The organism is Anseongella ginsenosidimutans (assembly GCF_008033235.1).
GTDB classification, from domain to species: Bacteria; Bacteroidota; Bacteroidia; order Sphingobacteriales; family Sphingobacteriaceae; genus Anseongella; species Anseongella ginsenosidimutans.
Window position 1 is genome coordinate 1,509,511 of the sequence record NZ_CP042432.1, and the last position, 15,267, is coordinate 1,524,777.

15 protein-coding genes and 1 pseudogene are annotated in these 15,267 nt (G+C 49.8%); 7 read left to right on the forward strand and 9 right to left on the reverse strand.

Translation table 11 applies throughout. The features are described from left to right. The first annotated feature begins 12 nt into the window (after positions 1–12). Positions 13–942, forward strand: a complete 930-nt coding sequence (meaB, locus tag FRZ59_RS06405; protein WP_132130121.1) for a methylmalonyl Co-A mutase-associated GTPase MeaB — start codon at positions 13–15, stop codon at positions 940–942. A gap of 103 nt (positions 943–1,045) precedes the next feature. Here the strand turns inward: meaB and FRZ59_RS06410 are convergent, their stop codons facing one another. Continuing rightward, complete coding sequence (locus FRZ59_RS06410) at positions 1,046–2,314, reverse strand: aminopeptidase P family protein (RefSeq protein WP_225975222.1); 1,269 nt, start codon at positions 2,312–2,314, stop codon at positions 1,046–1,048. Positions 2,315–2,483: 169 nt separating this feature from the next. On the opposite strand from FRZ59_RS06410, the gene FRZ59_RS06415 reads away from it, so the two are divergent. The 6 genes and pseudogenes from FRZ59_RS06415 to FRZ59_RS06435 all read left to right on the forward strand — a co-directional run bounded on the left by FRZ59_RS06415 (position 2,484) and on the right by FRZ59_RS06435 (position 8,370). Next, positions 2,484–3,836, forward strand: a complete 1,353-nt coding sequence (locus tag FRZ59_RS06415) for an OmpA family protein (RefSeq protein ID WP_132130119.1) — start codon at positions 2,484–2,486, stop codon at positions 3,834–3,836. 107 nt (positions 3,837–3,943) lie between these two features. Beyond that, positions 3,944–4,081, forward strand: a complete 138-nt coding sequence (locus FRZ59_RS18595; protein WP_165922854.1) for a DUF6728 family protein — start codon at positions 3,944–3,946, stop codon at positions 4,079–4,081. A gap of 1 nt (position 4,082) precedes the next feature. Next, a complete protein-coding gene (locus FRZ59_RS06420) occupies positions 4,083–4,460 on the forward strand; it encodes a RidA family protein (protein ID WP_132130118.1) in 378 nt (125 codons plus the stop codon). After that, on the forward strand, positions 4,457–5,365 hold the full coding sequence (locus FRZ59_RS06425) for an EamA family transporter (protein ID WP_225975223.1): 909 nt from the start codon (positions 4,457–4,459) through the stop codon (positions 5,363–5,365). The genes FRZ59_RS06420 and FRZ59_RS06425 overlap by 4 nt, the downstream gene beginning before the upstream one ends. 4 nt (positions 5,366–5,369) lie before the next feature. Further along, positions 5,370–7,474: pseudogene (gene recG / locus FRZ59_RS06430) on the forward strand (ATP-dependent DNA helicase RecG). Positions 7,475–7,485: 11 nt separating this feature from the next. Continuing rightward, the gene (locus FRZ59_RS06435) at positions 7,486–8,370 is read left to right on the forward strand and encodes an alpha/beta hydrolase (protein ID WP_132130116.1); all 885 of its coding nucleotides are present in this window, start codon (positions 7,486–7,488) and stop codon (positions 8,368–8,370) included. Positions 8,371–8,372: 2 nt separating this feature from the next. Here the strand turns inward: FRZ59_RS06435 and FRZ59_RS06440 are convergent, their stop codons facing one another. The 8 genes from FRZ59_RS06440 to FRZ59_RS06475 form a co-directional block, all read right to left on the reverse strand. Next, entirely contained in the window at positions 8,373–10,145 is a 1,773-nt protein-coding gene (locus FRZ59_RS06440) for an ABC transporter ATP-binding protein (RefSeq protein ID WP_132130115.1), read from the reverse strand. A gap of 143 nt (positions 10,146–10,288) precedes the next feature. Then, positions 10,289–10,852 (reverse strand): ribosome recycling factor, encoded by a 564-nt coding sequence (frr, locus tag FRZ59_RS06445; protein ID WP_132130114.1) that lies wholly within the window; start codon positions 10,850–10,852, stop codon positions 10,289–10,291. A 23-nt stretch (positions 10,853–10,875) separates the two neighbouring features. Beyond that, complete coding sequence (gene pyrH / locus FRZ59_RS06450; RefSeq protein WP_132130113.1) at positions 10,876–11,586, reverse strand: UMP kinase; 711 nt, start codon at positions 11,584–11,586, stop codon at positions 10,876–10,878. A gap of 64 nt (positions 11,587–11,650) precedes the next feature. Then, complete coding sequence (tsf, locus tag FRZ59_RS06455; RefSeq protein WP_132130112.1) at positions 11,651–12,487, reverse strand: translation elongation factor Ts; 837 nt, start codon at positions 12,485–12,487, stop codon at positions 11,651–11,653. Positions 12,488–12,526: 39 nt separating this feature from the next. Further along, the gene (rpsB, locus tag FRZ59_RS06460; protein ID WP_132130111.1) at positions 12,527–13,366 is read right to left on the reverse strand and encodes a 30S ribosomal protein S2; all 840 of its coding nucleotides are present in this window, start codon (positions 13,364–13,366) and stop codon (positions 12,527–12,529) included. A gap of 18 nt (positions 13,367–13,384) precedes the next feature. After that, positions 13,385–13,771, reverse strand: coding sequence for a 30S ribosomal protein S9 (rpsI, locus tag FRZ59_RS06465; RefSeq protein ID WP_132130110.1), 387 nt, complete (start codon positions 13,769–13,771; stop codon positions 13,385–13,387). Positions 13,772–13,800: 29 nt separating this feature from the next. After that, a complete protein-coding gene (gene rplM / locus FRZ59_RS06470; protein ID WP_132130109.1) occupies positions 13,801–14,244 on the reverse strand; it encodes a 50S ribosomal protein L13 in 444 nt (147 codons plus the stop codon). A 231-nt stretch (positions 14,245–14,475) separates the two neighbouring features. Next, positions 14,476–15,192, reverse strand: coding sequence for a hypothetical protein (locus FRZ59_RS06475; RefSeq protein WP_132130108.1), 717 nt, complete (start codon positions 15,190–15,192; stop codon positions 14,476–14,478). Between the last annotated feature and the right edge of the window lie 75 nt (positions 15,193–15,267).

A 15,267-nucleotide genomic window follows, 5' to 3' on the forward strand; every position in this document is an offset into this window, starting at 1 on the left:
TATAGCAGTATTATGGATAATCAGCGGCTTTTGCAGGAATTTTACCAGGGAAGCTTCCGCGCCTTGTCAAGAATGATCAGCCAGGTGGAGAACGACCCGGCCGGCAGCCTGGACTTGCTAAGCAGCCTTTCGCTTTCGGCCGATACGGTTGTGGCGGGTATTACGGGCCCTCCCGGAAGCGGCAAAAGCACACTGATAAATGCAATAGTCACGCAGCTGGCGGAAGAAGGCAAGCGCGTTGCGGTGCTGGCCGTGGATCCCAGCTCGCCATTCCATGGCGGCGCCCTGCTGGGTGACCGCATCCGGATGCAGCCGAATTTTTCCCACCCGGGCGTATACATTCGTTCGCTGGCCAGCAGGGGCTCCCTTGGTGGTTTGTCAGGTACCTGTATTGAGATCGTGGATGTGCTGAAAGCTTTCGGCTTCGATTACATCCTGGTGGAAACGGTAGGCGTGGGCCAGTCAGAAGTAGAAGTAGCTGCCCTGGCCGATACCACCCTGGTGGTGCTGGTCCCTGAATCGGGAGATGAGATACAGGTATTAAAATCCGGATTAATGGAAATTGCCGACATCTTCGTTGTTAATAAGTCCGACAGGGAAGGTGCCCGGGAACTGGCCATAGTCCTGCAGCGAATGCTTCATGACCGTCCCCCGGGAACATGGCAGGTTCCCGTTTTACAGTCAGTGGCCACCCGAAGTGAGCAAATTGGGGAAATAATTGCACAAATAAACCTGCACAGGAAGGCGGTTTCCAGCACAGTCAAGCCGGTTTTGCTAGCCTCCAAAGCATGGCAACTCATTACCAGAAACCGCATGCGCGATATCACCAGGGAACAATTACTGGAACAACTAACCACCGCTGCCGCAACCCCCACCTTCAACCTGTATAAATTTGTGAAACACTACCCTCCCCCAAAAAAAACTAAAAACTATAAACTTTGAACTTTAAACTTCGAACCTTGAACTTTAAACTTTAAACTTTAAACCTTGAACTAGAAACCTTGAACTTTAAACTATAAACCGTTGCGAAGCAACATCAAATCCTCTATCTCCTCAATTTCAACCGGAATCCCCCCATCAAGTCAATATTTCCATCTTCAGTAATCAGGATATCATTTTCCAGGCGGATGCCCAGCCCCTCTTCGGGAATATAAATACCGGGTTCGCAGGTAAACACCATGCCGGGAGCCATTTTTTGGTAACGATGGCCAATGTCATGCACATCAAGGCCCAAGTGGTGGGAGATACCATGCATAAAGTACTTTTTATATACCGGCGCTTCCTCGCGTTGCTTCTCCACGTCATGACGGGATATCAGGCCCAGGCTCAGCAATTCGCTTTCCATGAGTTTTCCCACCTCTTTAGTGTACTCCATCGGCACGGTTCCGGGTACCAGCAGCTGAATCGCTTCCTTCATCACCCGCAGCACCGCATTGTACACCGCGCGCTGCCTGTCGGTGAACCTGCCGTTAACGGGAATGGACCGGGTAAGGTCCGCGTTATAATTACCGTATTCGGCCCCGAAATCCATCAGGATCACCTCCCCGTCCTTGCATTCCTTATTATTTTCCCCGTAATGCAGCACACAGGCGCTGGCGCCCGAAGCGATAATAGGGTGATAAGCATGTCCGCTGGCCCGGCTGCGGATAAACTCATGAATGATCTCTGCTTCGATCTCGTATTCCTTTACTCCCGGGTTCACAAAGCCCAGGACACGGCGGAAGGCTTTCCCCGTAATGTTGCATGCTTTTCGTATCAATTCTACTTCAGTTGTAGATTTTATTTCCCGTAATGCCCGGATTATTGGGGCGGATCGTACATAATGATGCAGGGGGAAGGCCGCCATCAGCTCCCGGCCCATCCGCAGATCCCGGTAGGGAACGGTGTGTACATAGCGGTCATTCTCGTTCGAGTTCAGGTAAACTTTTTCTGCATAATGTAAGAGCAGGGGTAACAGTTTTTCATACTCTTGCAACCAGAAAACAGATTGAATGCCTGATACTTGCCGTGCTTCTTCCTTGGTATATTTATGCCCTTCCCATACGGCTATATGTTCGTTCGTTTCCAGGAGGAAAAGCGCTTCCCTGTACTTGGGGTCGGGGCAGTCCGGGAACAGGACCAGCACACTCTTTTCCTGGTCAATCCCGCTCAGGTAAAAAATATCGGCATTCTGTTTGAAAGGGAAATGCTGATCTCCGCTCCGCGGGAACTCATCATTGGAATGGAATATAGCTATTGAATTGCTTTGTAACTTTTCGGTGAAGTTTTTGCGGTTAAGCTTAAAAAGATCGTTATTAATGGTTTCGTATTTCATAAAGTGAATTATTTGATTTTTGCTGCGGATCAGGCCTTAAAAGGAGAAAAACAAAGGCCTGGAACCCCGGTATTTGGAACAGTTTTTGAAAAAGTATTTCTCATAATTTAAAAAATAACTTATTTTCGTGCTAAAATTACACAATTCAGAAGAATCAAAACGAGCAACTATGAACAAATCTACAATCAAAAAAATAGCAGCGTTGTCGCTTACTGCGACTTTATGCTCGCTATCGTTGTTTGCTCAGGACGAGCCGGCAACGGGAACAGCTCCCAAGCTTTTTGAGGGAAGAAATCAGTTCCGTACCTGGTCAATCGGGTTGAATGCCGGTGTGCTGGCGCCTACCGTACTGACCGGAGGACACAATGATTTCTCTAAGTGGGAAATGAATCTGGGTTATGGCGGCTATATTAAAAAGCAGCTTGCCCCTTCTTTCTCTCTGCAGGCTGACTTCCTGAGAGGAACACTCTCCGCTACAAGCGAAGCTTCTCCTACGGACGCAGAATGGACTTCCAGCACTGGCGAGTACGAAACTGATCTTGCCTGGCAGGCAGGTCTTTCAGGAACCGCTAACGTTGGTACCATTGACTTCCTGCGCCGCAAGAATTCAGTTGACTTCTTTGTAACTGCAGGTTTTCACTTTGCTAACTACACTCCTACCGTTAACGGTACTGAACAAGGTGACCGCACCGAACAGGTTATTCCTGTAGGCGCTGGTATCAAGTTCAAACTGGGTGAAGTAGTTAACCTGGACCTTGGTTACAAAATGCACTTCCTGAATGCTGACAACGTTGACGGTACCTGGGCTAACCACGGTTCTTTCGACAAGTACAGCTATGGTTATGCAGGTCTGGAATTCATTCTTGGAAACAAGGAGAAACCCGCTCTGGAATGGGCCAACCCCATTGCCCTTATGTATGACGAACTGTATGACGAAACCCTTCGCCAGGAAGTGGAAGCACTCAAAGGTCGCGTATCAACTGTTGAAGAAGACCTGAACACGCTGAAAGCTGACGAAGACGGTGACGGTGTATCTGACTACTTCGACAAAGAACCCGGTTCAGCTGCTGGTGCCCGTGTTGACGGTTCAGGCCGTGCAATGGACATCGACGGTGACGGTGTATTTGATCACGAAGACGAGTGCCCCACCGAAGCAGGACCTGCTGATAACAATGGTTGCCCGGTAGAAGCTGAAATTGGTGAAAACACCATTCAGTTTGACTTCGACAGCGCTGAGATCCGTCCTGAGTCATATGGCACGCTGGATCAGCTGGCTGAAGAACTGAGCGCCGGTTCAACTAACGTTGCGCTGGAAGGCCATGCTTCTGCTGAAGGTACTGAAAGCTACAATCAGCGTTTGTCCGAAAGAAGGGCTAACTCAGTGAAGAAATACCTGGTTAACGCAGGTGTTGATTCCGGGATCCTTTCTACCTCTGGTTATGGTGAATCACGCCCGGTAGCGTCTAACGATACCGAAGAAGGCCGTTCACAAAACCGCCGTGTGGAAATCAAGATCCAATAAGCAAAGAATTTAATTTCTTTAAGAAAAAGGGGCTTTATGAAGGCCCCTTTTTCTATTTCAGGCCAAAGGGTAAAACAAATTACGCGCTTCGGCATTATATATCCAGGATGTATTTTTTCAGGAAAAAAGACCCCGACAGGCCGGTAAGTTTCAACCTAAAGGTGATGCACTGGATCAACCGGATTGCTGCCGTATTATTCCTGGCCGGCCTTATTTATAAGATCATTGACTGGCTTTCCAAATAGTATGCAAAAGATAATCAATACCCCATCGGCGCCTGCTCCCATTGGTCCTTATAACCAGGCCGTACTGGCAGGCGGATTTTTGTTTGTTTCCGGCCAGATAGCGCTGGATCCGGTTTCCGGCGAATTGCTTAAAGGGGATGCCGCGGAAGAAGCGGAACTGGTCATGAAAAACCTGGGCGCCATATTGGAAGCTGCCGGGCTGGGATTTGAAAACGTGGTTAAAACGACCATTTTCCTGAAAGACATGAACGACTTTGCCGCGGTCAATGAAGTGTATGGCCGGCATTTTACCGGCAATTTTCCCGCTCGGGAAACAGTTCAGGCAGCCGCACTGCCCAAAGGCGTTCAGGTTGAGATATCGGTAATTGCCGCGAAGTGAACCGGCGCGACCCCAATCTGAATTACTTCATAGCCGCGATACTTCCTCCTATTATGTGGGGTTTTTTCGCGATCCCCCTCAGGAATATCAGCGGATACTCTGCCGGGACCATTCTTTATTACCGCATTTTCGTTTCGCTGCTGCTGGCTTGCGCCGCCATCCTGTTTTTCCGGAAAAAAAGCCTGATGAAAGACCGGATGACAATCAGACAATTGCCTCCCGGGCAAAGGCGCCAGCTGACTTTGCTTGTCATTGCTTCCGTAGTGGCGCTAATTGGCAACTGGTTATCTTTTATTTACGTGGTCAACCAGGTGAGCCTCCAGGCCGCCGCCTTTGCCTATATGGTATGTCCTATTATTACCGCGCTATTCGGTTTCCTGCTGCTGAAAGAGGAAATAAGCCGTAGAAAGTGGATTGCAATGGGCGTAAGCCTTATTAGTGTACTTATTCTTTCCTGGGGATTTATGACAGAAGTGGCCTGGTCGGTGGGGGTGGCGTTGCTTTTTGCGATTTACCTGGTCATTCAGCGAAAGATCAGCGGGATTGACCGGTTTAACCTGCTTGCCGTACAACTGCTGCTGGCCTCTGCCCTGGTGCTTCCCGCTTTTTTTCTGCAACATGAGGCCATTCCCGCGGAACCGCGTTTTTGGGTCAATATTCTTATTATCGCGCTGCTTTTTACGGTGATCCCGCTCTACCTGAACCTTTTCGCCCTGATCAGGATCCCTTCGTCCACGGTAGGAATCCTTATTTACATTAATCCTATTGTAGCTTTTGCCGTAGCTTTTATATATTTTGGCGATCAAACCAGCCCGCTGCAGGTAGTGTCCTACCTGGTGCTTTTATGCGCAGTGGTCATATTTAACTGGGGCAATTTATTAAAGTTGAAAAGAAAGCCGCATTGATACTATGGCTTCCCAAATTCTGCTTACTCCCGTTGACTACCTGAAAGGCGTTGGCCCTTCCAGGGCGGACGTATTGAAAAAAGAACTGTCCGTTTTTACCTGGGAAGACCTTTTGCTGCATTACCCGTTCCGCTATATAGATAAGACCCGTTTTTATACCATCGGGGAAATTAACGCCGACATGCAGTATATTCAGCTGGCCGGTACGGTAACGCATAAGGAAATGGCCGGAAGCGGACGATCAAAGCGGCTGGTGGCGCGCTTTGAAGATGAAACCGGTAGAATGGAGCTGATCTGGTTCCGGGGCCTGAAGTGGATAGACGGCTATGTAAAAACCGGCCAGCGCTACGTAGTATTTGAAAAACCTACTTTTTATAACGGGAAGGTAAGCATGGTCCATCCGGAAATGGAACTGCTTTCGGAAAATAAGAAGGAATTCAATACGTCCTTGCAGCCGGTGTACCCTTCCACGGAAAAGCTGAAGAAATTCGCCCTGGACAGTAAGGGGATCATGCGCCTTCAGCATGCCATACTGGCTGAAGTAAGCGGGGAGATCCCTGAAACCCTGCCTGCTTACCTGCTGGAGAAACACCGGCTTCCGTCAAAGGGGGAGGCCATCCGGCATGTTCATTTCCCTCCCAATGAACAGGCTTTGAACCGGGCTATTGCCCGCCTGAAGTTCGAAGAGCTGTTTTTTATCCAGTTAAAGCTGCTTTATTATAAACAGGTGCGGACACGGCGGTTTAAAGGAATTGTATTTGATAAGGTCGGGGATCAGTTCAACACCTTTTATAATGAGAAACTTCCTTTTGAGCTTACAGGGGCGCAAAAGCGCGTATTGAAAGAGATCAGAAAAGATACCCTTTCCGGTTTCCAGATGAACCGCCTGCTCCAGGGGGATGTTGGAAGCGGGAAAACCGTCATTGCGCTTATGAGCATGCTGCTGGCGATAGATAACGGCTGGCAGGCCTGTATGATGGCCCCACAGAGCTGCTTGCCATGCAGCATTTTAACTCGGTGAAAAAATTGCTGGAAGGAATGGATCTGCAGGCTGGGCTGCTGACCGGCTCCACTCCAATGTCCGAAAGGAAAGTGATTTTTGAACAATTGGAAAACGGCACCTTGCCGTTGCTGATCGGTACCCATGCACTGATAGAAGAATCTGTTCAGTTTAGGCAGCTGGGGCTGGCGGTGGTGGACGAACAGCATCGCTTCGGCGTGGAACAGCGTGCAAAGCTATGGAAGAAAAGCCGGCAGGTTCCCCATGTCCTGGTCATGACGGCCACGCCTATTCCCCGTACCCTGGCCATGACCGTTTACGGCGACCTGGACGTATCTGTTATAGACGAATTGCCGGCCGGCCGCAAGCCCATAATCACGACGCACCGTTACGAGTCGGGAAGGCTGCGTGTGCTGGGCTTCCTGAAGGAGGAGATTGCCAGGGGCAGACAGGTTTATATTGTGTACCCGCTGATAGAAGAGTCGGAAAAGCTGGATTTGCTGAACCTGATGGAAGGGTACGATCAGATCGTGCGTGCATTCCCGCGTCCGCAGTACCAGGTAAGCATTGTTCACGGAAAAATGAAGCCTGCTGAAAAGGACTTTGAGATGCAGCGCTTCCTGAAAGGGGAGACGCAGCTTATGGTGGCTACCACGGTGATCGAAGTAGGCGTGGACGTTCCTAACGCCAGCGTTATGGTGATCGAGAATTCCGAGCGGTTTGGCCTGTCGCAGCTCCACCAGCTCCGGGGAAGAGTCGGAAGAGGCGCCGAGCAGTCTTATTGTATTCTAATGACCGGGAACAAGCTTTCCAAAGAAGCCAAAGTGAGGCTGGAAACGATGGTTCGCACTAATGACGGCTTTGAAATTGCCGAAACCGACCTGAAGCTCCGGGGGCCGGGCGATCTGCAGGGGACCCGGCAAAGCGGTATGCTGGACCTCCGTTTGGCCAACCTTGCCAAGGATCAGCAAATTCTCCGGGAAGCCCGGGAATGCGTGCAGGAACTGCTGGGAGAGGATCCCGAACTGACCCTCCCTGAAAATCAAGTGCTAAAGAATTTTTTTTTACAACAGCATAAAAAGGCTGCGTTTTGGGAAAAGATTTCTTAATTTCATGGCAGATGAGAAAGTTTACCCTGCTTTTGATGGCAATCTTTGCATTATGCCAGGTCAGCGCCCAGCCTGCTGAAGAATCTTTATGGCCCGGAAAGTCCTACGCTCCGGGCGAGTTCATTCCTACAGTAACCTTTTACAGCCCTTCAAGGCAGAATGCAGCTGACATTGCTGTTGTGGTGTGTCCCGGAGGCGGTTACAGCGGCCTGGCCATGGATCACGAGGGTAAACAGATAGCCGGGTGGCTGAACAGCCTGGGCATTACGGCTGTCGTGCTGAAGTACCATACGGTGTCAGGCACCGGTGATACAACCGGCCTTCATCCCGCTCCGCTGGAAGATGCGCTGCGCGCTATTCGCCTGGTGAGAGACCGGGCCCGGAAACTTGATCTGAGCCCGGACAAAATAGGTATTATGGGATTCTCGGCCGGCGGGCATCTGGCAAGTACAGCCGCTACGCATTTCACCGGGGGCGACCCTGACGCAGCAGATCCGCTGGAAAAGATCAGCTCGCGGCCGGATTTTGCCATACTGGTTTACCCCGTGATCACGTTCCTGCCTCCCTATGCCCATCAGGGCTCCCGCGTGAACCTGCTGGGCAAGAACGCCTCTGACAGCCTGGTCCTTGAATTCTCCAACGAAAGGCAGGTAAGCCCCCGGACACCGCCGGTCTTCCTGGTCCATACTACGGAAGATACCGTGGTACCTCCTGAGAACAGCATCATGTTTTACCAGGCCCTGCGCAAGGCAAAAGTGCCGGTAGAACTTCATATATTCCTGGAAGGGCGGCATGGCCTGGGACTAGGTTCTGAAGAACTTCCCTTTTCCGAGTGGCCTTTGCTTTGCGTAAAATGGCTGGATGCGATCGGCGTTCTGGCCGGCATTCCAGAATAACGCTATACGGAAGTCGGGGCAAATGATGCATCCCGGCCTTTTTCTCCCACTTGCTGCCGCCACATGGCGTAATAAAGGCCTTTTTTATCCAGCAGTTCCGCGTGTTTCCCGGATTCGGCAATGCGGCCCTTTTCCAGCACATAAATGCAATCAGCATGCATGATCGTGGATAAGCGATGCGCGATCATAATGGTGATATGGTCCTGCATTTCGGAAACATCACGGATGGTCTGGCTGATTTCCTTTTCAGTAATGGAATCAAGCGCTGAGGTAGCTTCGTCAAAAACCAGCAGGCTCGGCCTTCTCAGCAGGGCCCTTGCAATGGAAAGGCGCTGTTTTTCGCCTCCGGAAACCTTAACTCCGCCTTCCCCGATCAACGTATCCAGGCCCTTGTCAGCGCGGGCCAGCAAGGACTGACAGGCTGCCTTGTTCAATACTTCCATGCATTCCTTATCAGTAGCGGAAGGATTTACAAAAAGGAGGTTTTCCCGGATGCTCCCTGAGAAAAGCTGCGTGTCCTGGGTAACAAACCCGATGTTTTCCCGGAACTCTTCAAAGTCAACGACCCGGTCGGAAAAGCCATTGTAAAAGATCTCGCCTTCCTGAGGATGATACAAGCCAACCAGCAGTTTTACCAGCGTTGTCTTCCCGGCGCCGGAAGGCCCAACGAAGGCAATGGTATCGCCCTTCCCCGTAGAAAAGGAAATATGCTCCAGCGCATTCCGGTTCGCGCTCTGGTGCCGGAAGCTTACCTTATCGAATTGAAGGGACCGGATGTCGCCGATCTTTTCCGGATGAGCCGGGCGCCTTTCTTTCGGGCGCGCTAAAATGCTTTGGAAATTGGCCAGGGAAATTTCTGTTTCCCGGTAGGTATTGATAATGTTTCCCAGTTCCTGCAGCGGGCCGAAAATAAAGAAAGAATAGATCCAGAGGGAAAAGAATTGCCCTACGGTAATTTCCTGCCGGAAGATCAGGTACAGCATAATAAAGAGGATCGAGTTCCGCAGGAAGTTGACGGAAGTCCCCTGGATAAAACTCAGGCTGCGGATATACTTGATCTTCTTCAGCTCGAAGCCAAGTATTTTAGTGGTCGTTGTGTTCAGCCGGCCAATTTCCTGCTTAGCCAGCCCCAGGCTTTTTACCAGTTCAATATTGCGGAGCGATTCGGTAGTTGAACCGGCCAGGGCCGTAGTCTCATCCACAATGCGTCTTTGCATCTTTTTAATGCGCTTGCTCAGCGCGGAGCTAAGCAGGCCCAGAATAGGTACCGTGGCCAAATAAACCGGCGCGATCAGCCAATGCACCGTCATCGCGTAAACACTCACAAAGACGACACCCACAAGCGTGGTAAATACCACGTTTATAAAGGAGATAATGAATTTTTCAACGTCGGTGCGGAGCTTTACAAGGATGCCAAGCGTTTCGCCGCTTCGCTGGTCTTCAAATACTTCGTAAGGCAATTCCAGGGAATGCCCCAGACCGTCGCAGTACATCTTGGCGCCGGTACGCTGCACGATCACATTGGTAAAATAATCCTGGAAGTTCTTGGCGATCCGCGATACCAGGGCAACCCCTATGGCGGCTCCCAGCAGCAGCAGTACGCCGTTAAAGAATTCTTCAGAGGTCAGCTCATTGAACTTCATGGCGTAATTATCAATTACATGCCTGAAAATGAGGGGGTCAAGCAGGGAGAATACCTGGTTAATGGTGGCTAGCAGAAGGGTAAACAGCAGCAGCCATTTATGATCCTTCAGGTAAGCATACAATATTTTCATGAACGAGGTTTGGTGTGTGTGAATAATTATATTGAGAGAAAACAAAAAAGGAAGGATTTTGATTCCTTCCTTTTTAAAAAATGCTGCTTGTCCCGGCCGGACAGGTTTTATCCTGCTCCTCCTGCAGCCCGGATCTTCCGTCTTTAAACGGTCATTATGTCCTTTTCCTTTGCTTCAAACAGTTTGTCAACACTGCTGATATGCTGGTCGGTCAGTTTCTGGACTTCGTCTTCCCCGATCTTGATCTCGTCTTCGGAAACATGTTCGTTCGTTAATTTCTTGATCTTTTCATTCGCTTCCTTCCGGATGTTGCGAACGGCGATCTTGCCCTGCTCCGCTTCATTGCGGATCTTCTTTACCAGGTCCTTGCGGCGTTCTTCCGTAAGCGGCGGAACGGATATCCGGATAAGGCTGCCGTCATTCTGCGGGTTGAAACCCAGGTTGGCTTCCATGATGGCCTTCTCAATAGGCTGCAGCATGGATTTTTCCCAGGGCTGTACCACAATGGTCCGCGGATCAGGCGTGTTTACATTACTTACCTGGTTCAGCGGCATCATGCTGCCATAATAATCAACCTGAATACTGTCCAGCATGGAGGGCATGGCTTTTCCCGCCCGTATTTTTGCAAGTTCGGCTTCCGTATGAGCAACGGCTTTCCGCATCGCGTCTTTCGCTTCTGATAAATGTAATTGTACTAACTCGTTCATGGCTGATTCAATTTGATGATAAATTATTCGGCATGTACCAGGGTACCAATAAGCTCACCCTGGGTTATCTTCATAAAATTGCCTTTTTTGTTCATATCAAATACAATGATCGGTAATTTGTTTTCCTGGCACAGGGTAAAAGCAGTCATGTCCATTACTTTCAGGCCCTTTTCGTAAGCTTCCGTGTACGTGAGATTGTCAAAGCGTACAGCGTCTTTTACTATTTCAGGGTCGGCTGTATAAATGCCGTCTACCCGTGTTCCCTTCAGCACTACGTCAGCTTCAATTTCAATAGCCCTTAATGAGGCGGCGGTATCTGTTGTAAAATAAGGGTTTCCGGTGCCTGCTCCAAAGATCACAATGCGGCCCTTTTCCAGGTGGCGGATAGCTCTGCGCCGGATGAAGGGTTCACAGATCTGCTCCATATTAATGGCCGAAAGCAGACGGGTTTTCATGCCCGTGTTCTCCAGGGCATCCTGCAGCGCCATGCTGTTGATAACCGTAGCAAGCATTCCCATATAATCCGCCTGCACACGATCCATCCCCCCTTTTTCAGCTTCCAGGCCGCGGTAAATATTGCCCCCGCCTATGACGATGGCCACTTCCACACCGCTTTTGGCTACCGCTTTGATATCCTCGGCATACTGGGCCACCATGTCCTGGTCAATACCATAGTCTTTCTTTCCCATCAGGGACTCTCCGCTCAGTTTCAGAAGTACTCTTTTGTATTGCATGCTGCTATTAATGACGTGAAGATAAAAAAATCCCCGATCAGTGTCGGGGATTAAAGCCTAATATTTAGGAACCGAGCATCTTCCGCTTAAATGCGGTGACGCTGAGTCCTTTCTGTACATGTTCCAGCATCTGCCGGACGGTCTTGGAACTGTCCTTTACAAATTCCTGGTTCAGCAGGGTGTTCTCCTTATAGAACTTATTGAGCTTGCCCTGGGCAATCTTATCCACCATCTCTTCGGGTTTACCTTCAGCGCGGATCTGTTCGCGGGCAATCTCCAGCTCGCGGTTCACCGTAGCTTCATCCACATCATCTTTGTCAACGGAGGCAGGGTTCATGGCTGCTATCTGCATGGCCACGTCTTTTCCTGCTTCCTCTGCACCTTCGCCGTCAGCGCTCAGTCCCACGAGTACGCCAATCCTGTTATTTCCATGAATGTAGGCGATCACCTTTGGCGCTGAAAGCGTTTCATAAGTTGAAACAGCGATCTTCTCGCCAATCTTGCCAGTTTCATCCAGTACACGGTCCGAAACGCTGATCCCGTTGAGTTCCAGGGAAAGCAATTCCTCAAGGGACGCGGGTTTCTTTTCTATTGCCAGGCTGGCAATGTCTTCGGCAAAGGCCACGAAATCCGCGTTCTTGGCTACGAAATCCGTTTCGCAATTCAGTTCAATGATGACGCCTTCCTTGCCGTCAGCAGTAGTTTTAGCGATCACCGCGCCTTCCTGGGCATCCCGGTCGGAACGGCTCGCTGATACTTTTGCGCCTTTTTTACGAAGATAATCCACAGCGGCTTCGAAATCGCCGCCGGCCTCCGTAAGGGCCTTCTTGCAGTCCATCATCCCCGCGCCGGTTTGCTGGCGCAGTTTGTTTACGTCTGCAGCAGATATTTGTACACTCATTGTTTATTTAAAATTTTGCAAATACGTCTTGCACCGGCATTACTCGGCAGAATCTTCGTTTTCCGCGCCGGCTGTCCTTCTGATCCGCTTGCGGCCGCCTTTCTCGGCAGAGACTACTTCCTTTTCGCCTTCTTCTTTTTCGGCCTTGGCCTTATCGGTTGCTTCGCGGTCTGCCTCATCTTCTTTCTCACGGCGGCGTTCGTCAAGGCCTTCTTCAATAGCCTTGCAGATTACCGAGGTGATCAGGCTGATGGATTTGGCCGCGTCATCGTTCGCAGGAATGGGAAAGTCGATCAGGGTCGGGTCTGAGTTCGTATCCACCATGGCGAAAGCCGGGATGTTCAACTTCAGCGCTTCCGAAACTGCAATGTGTTCCTTTTTAATGTCCACGATAAAAATGGCGGCGGGCAGGCGGTTAAGGTCGGCGATACCGCCGAGTACTTTTTCCAGCTTAATACGCTCGCGCTGCAGCATGAGCTTCTCTTTCTTGGAGATGTTATCATAAGTTCCGTCTTTCGTGAACTTATCGATATTGGTCATCTTCTTGATAGACTTGCGTACAGTAGAGAAGTTGGTGAGCATTCCGCCCAGCCAGCGTTCCGTCACGAAAGGCATGTTCACCATTTTGGCATGTTCCGCCATGATGTCCTTTGCCTGTTTCTTCGTAGCTACAAACAATACCTTACGGCCCGATTTCACGATCTGCTTAATGGCCGAAGCCGCTTCTTCCAGTTTGGTCTGGGTCTTATGCAGGTCAATTATGTGGATCCCGTTTTTCTCCATGAAAATATAGGGAGCCATCTTAGGGTTCCATTTGCGGGTAAGGTGTCCGAAATGCACACCGGCATCCAGCAAATCATTATATGTTGTTCTTGCCATGATATGATCCTCCTTGTATTAACGTTTACTGAATTGAAACTTCCTTCTTGCTTTCCGGCGACCGTATTTCTTACGTTCAACCATGCGGGAATCGCGTGTAAGCAATTCCTTGGCGCGCAGGGAAGGTTTAACTTCAGGATCAATTTCAACAAGGGCTTTGGCAATGGCAAGCCGAACGGCTTCTGCCTGTCCTTTAATGCCTCCGCCTTTTACATTTACCTTAATGTCGAACTTGCCGGCGGCATCTGCCACTTCAAGCGACTGGGTAACAATGTACTGCAGGGGAAGGGTAGGGAAATATACTTTGTAGTCTTTGCTGTTGATGATAACAGCGCCGCTGCCGTCGGCCACGTAGGCGCGGGCAATGGCGGTTTTCCGTCTTCCGGAAGTGTTGGTCGTACTCATTCTTCTTTAATTTTTTGGTTGAGTTTCCGTTAGAATTTTAACGGCTGCGGATTTTGCGCTTCATGAGGATGCTCAGGCCCTGCGTACACGTGCAGGTTTCTGATCAGCGCATTACCCAGTTTGTTTTTAGGCAGCATACCACGAACGGCTTTTTCAAGCACGCGCGCCGGGTATTTCGCCAGCAACTCTTTGGAAGAAATGAACCTCTGACCGCCGGGATAGCCGGTATGGCGGACATATTGCTTGTCCGTCAGCTTCTTTCCCGTCAACCTAACTTTGTCTGCATTGATAACGATCACATTATCTCCGCAGTCTACGTGTGGGGTGTACTCAGGCTTGTGCTTTCCCCGGATCACCATAGCGATCCTTGATGACAAGCGCCCCAGGATCTCGGCTTCAGCATCAACAACCACCCATTGCTTGTTGACAGTCTTTTTGTTTGCCGAGACAGTGCGATAACTTAACGTATTCATTTTACTAATTTAATTAACCCTTTCTTGGAGCTTCTCCAAAAAGGACTGCAAAGATAGAGGTTTTTTTATGTAGTTCAAAGGGGCGCGCATATAAATAGCACAGGCAGGAAAAGGCCGGCATGGGATTGGCCGCAGAAGCCTAAAAAAGAAAAGGGGCGTATTGCATACGTCCCTCCTGGATGAAGATTTGTCTCGGCGGCAAGACAAAAATACAAAAAATAATTTCAAGATTCAGCTAATATTCGAAATATATTTCACCAAAAACCGCTTGGCGACAGGCAAAAGTGTTTCCTCCACGGGAAAGGCGAGTCCGGTTTCCACCCCGTAAACCGCCGGGTTGACGTATTTTTCCCGGCTGCGGATAAGATCGCTCTTAATATACTCGTACGTATGGATGAAATTCTTCCGGTACTTGCAGAGAAATAAGGTATGAATGCCCCGGTAGCGTTCGGAATCACGCTCAAACAAGGTCACCTGGAATTCGTAAACCCTGGTTTCCCTGTTATTGCCATTGGTCATAAAAATATAGCCTTCCGCCGGGTTGAGCGGCAGTACGCCCACCGGGAAAACAGTTAACTGCTGTTCCACGTAATCGTAGATCTCTTTCCCTTCGCGCAGCGAAAGATCCATTTTGTCAAGCGCGTAATCAATGATCTGTTCCAGTTCCTGCATCATGCTATCATCAGAGACGATCTTATCATAAATGAGCTTCAGCTGTTTGAGGTCGGCCTTGCTCAACCGCCTGGGGAAACTCTTTTGAAGCGAGTCCTTGTTTTCCCTGAAAGCACGCAGGTTATTATAATGGAAAATGAGGTCTGCCAGGTGCGGGTAAAGCTTGTTCCGGTGAAAGTGTCCGTTCACCTCCTGCAAATAGGCCAAAAGCATATATTTCTTCAGTTCGAAGTCAATTCTGCCTTCGGCAAACCAGGTTTCATGCAGTTTCTTCATACCGGTTGCTGACTAGAATAATCCGTGGTCTTTGTAATTTACGAAAAAGATTGAACATTTGTCAATGCCCGCAAA

Excerpts from the sequence above, each read along its gene's own strand:
- meaB (WP_132130121.1), top strand. The coding sequence starts at position 13 with ATGGATAATCAGCGGCTTTTGCAGGAATTTTACCAGGGAAGCTTCCGC.
- FRZ59_RS06410 (WP_225975222.1), bottom strand. The coding sequence starts at position 2,314 with ATGAAATACGAAACCATTAATAACGATCTTTTTAAGCTTAACCGCAAA.
- FRZ59_RS06415 (WP_132130119.1), top strand. The coding sequence starts at position 2,484 with ATGAACAAATCTACAATCAAAAAAATAGCAGCGTTGTCGCTTACTGCG.
- FRZ59_RS18595 (WP_165922854.1), top strand. The coding sequence starts at position 3,944 with ATGTATTTTTTCAGGAAAAAAGACCCCGACAGGCCGGTAAGTTTCAAC.
- FRZ59_RS06420 (WP_132130118.1), top strand. The coding sequence starts at position 4,083 with ATGCAAAAGATAATCAATACCCCATCGGCGCCTGCTCCCATTGGTCCT.
- FRZ59_RS06435 (WP_132130116.1), top strand. The coding sequence starts at position 7,486 with ATGAGAAAGTTTACCCTGCTTTTGATGGCAATCTTTGCATTATGCCAG.
- FRZ59_RS06440 (WP_132130115.1), bottom strand. The coding sequence starts at position 10,145 with ATGAAAATATTGTATGCTTACCTGAAGGATCATAAATGGCTGCTGCTG.
- frr (WP_132130114.1), bottom strand. The coding sequence starts at position 10,852 with ATGAACGAGTTAGTACAATTACATTTATCAGAAGCGAAAGACGCGATG.
- pyrH (WP_132130113.1), bottom strand. The coding sequence starts at position 11,586 with ATGCAATACAAAAGAGTACTTCTGAAACTGAGCGGAGAGTCCCTGATG.
- tsf (WP_132130112.1), bottom strand. The coding sequence starts at position 12,487 with ATGAGTGTACAAATATCTGCTGCAGACGTAAACAAACTGCGCCAGCAA.
- rpsB (WP_132130111.1), bottom strand. The coding sequence starts at position 13,366 with ATGGCAAGAACAACATATAATGATTTGCTGGATGCCGGTGTGCATTTC.
- rpsI (WP_132130110.1), bottom strand. The coding sequence starts at position 13,771 with ATGAGTACGACCAACACTTCCGGAAGACGGAAAACCGCCATTGCCCGC.
- rplM (WP_132130109.1), bottom strand. The coding sequence starts at position 14,244 with ATGAATACGTTAAGTTATCGCACTGTCTCGGCAAACAAAAAGACTGTC.
- FRZ59_RS06475 (WP_132130108.1), bottom strand. The coding sequence starts at position 15,192 with ATGAAGAAACTGCATGAAACCTGGTTTGCCGAAGGCAGAATTGACTTC.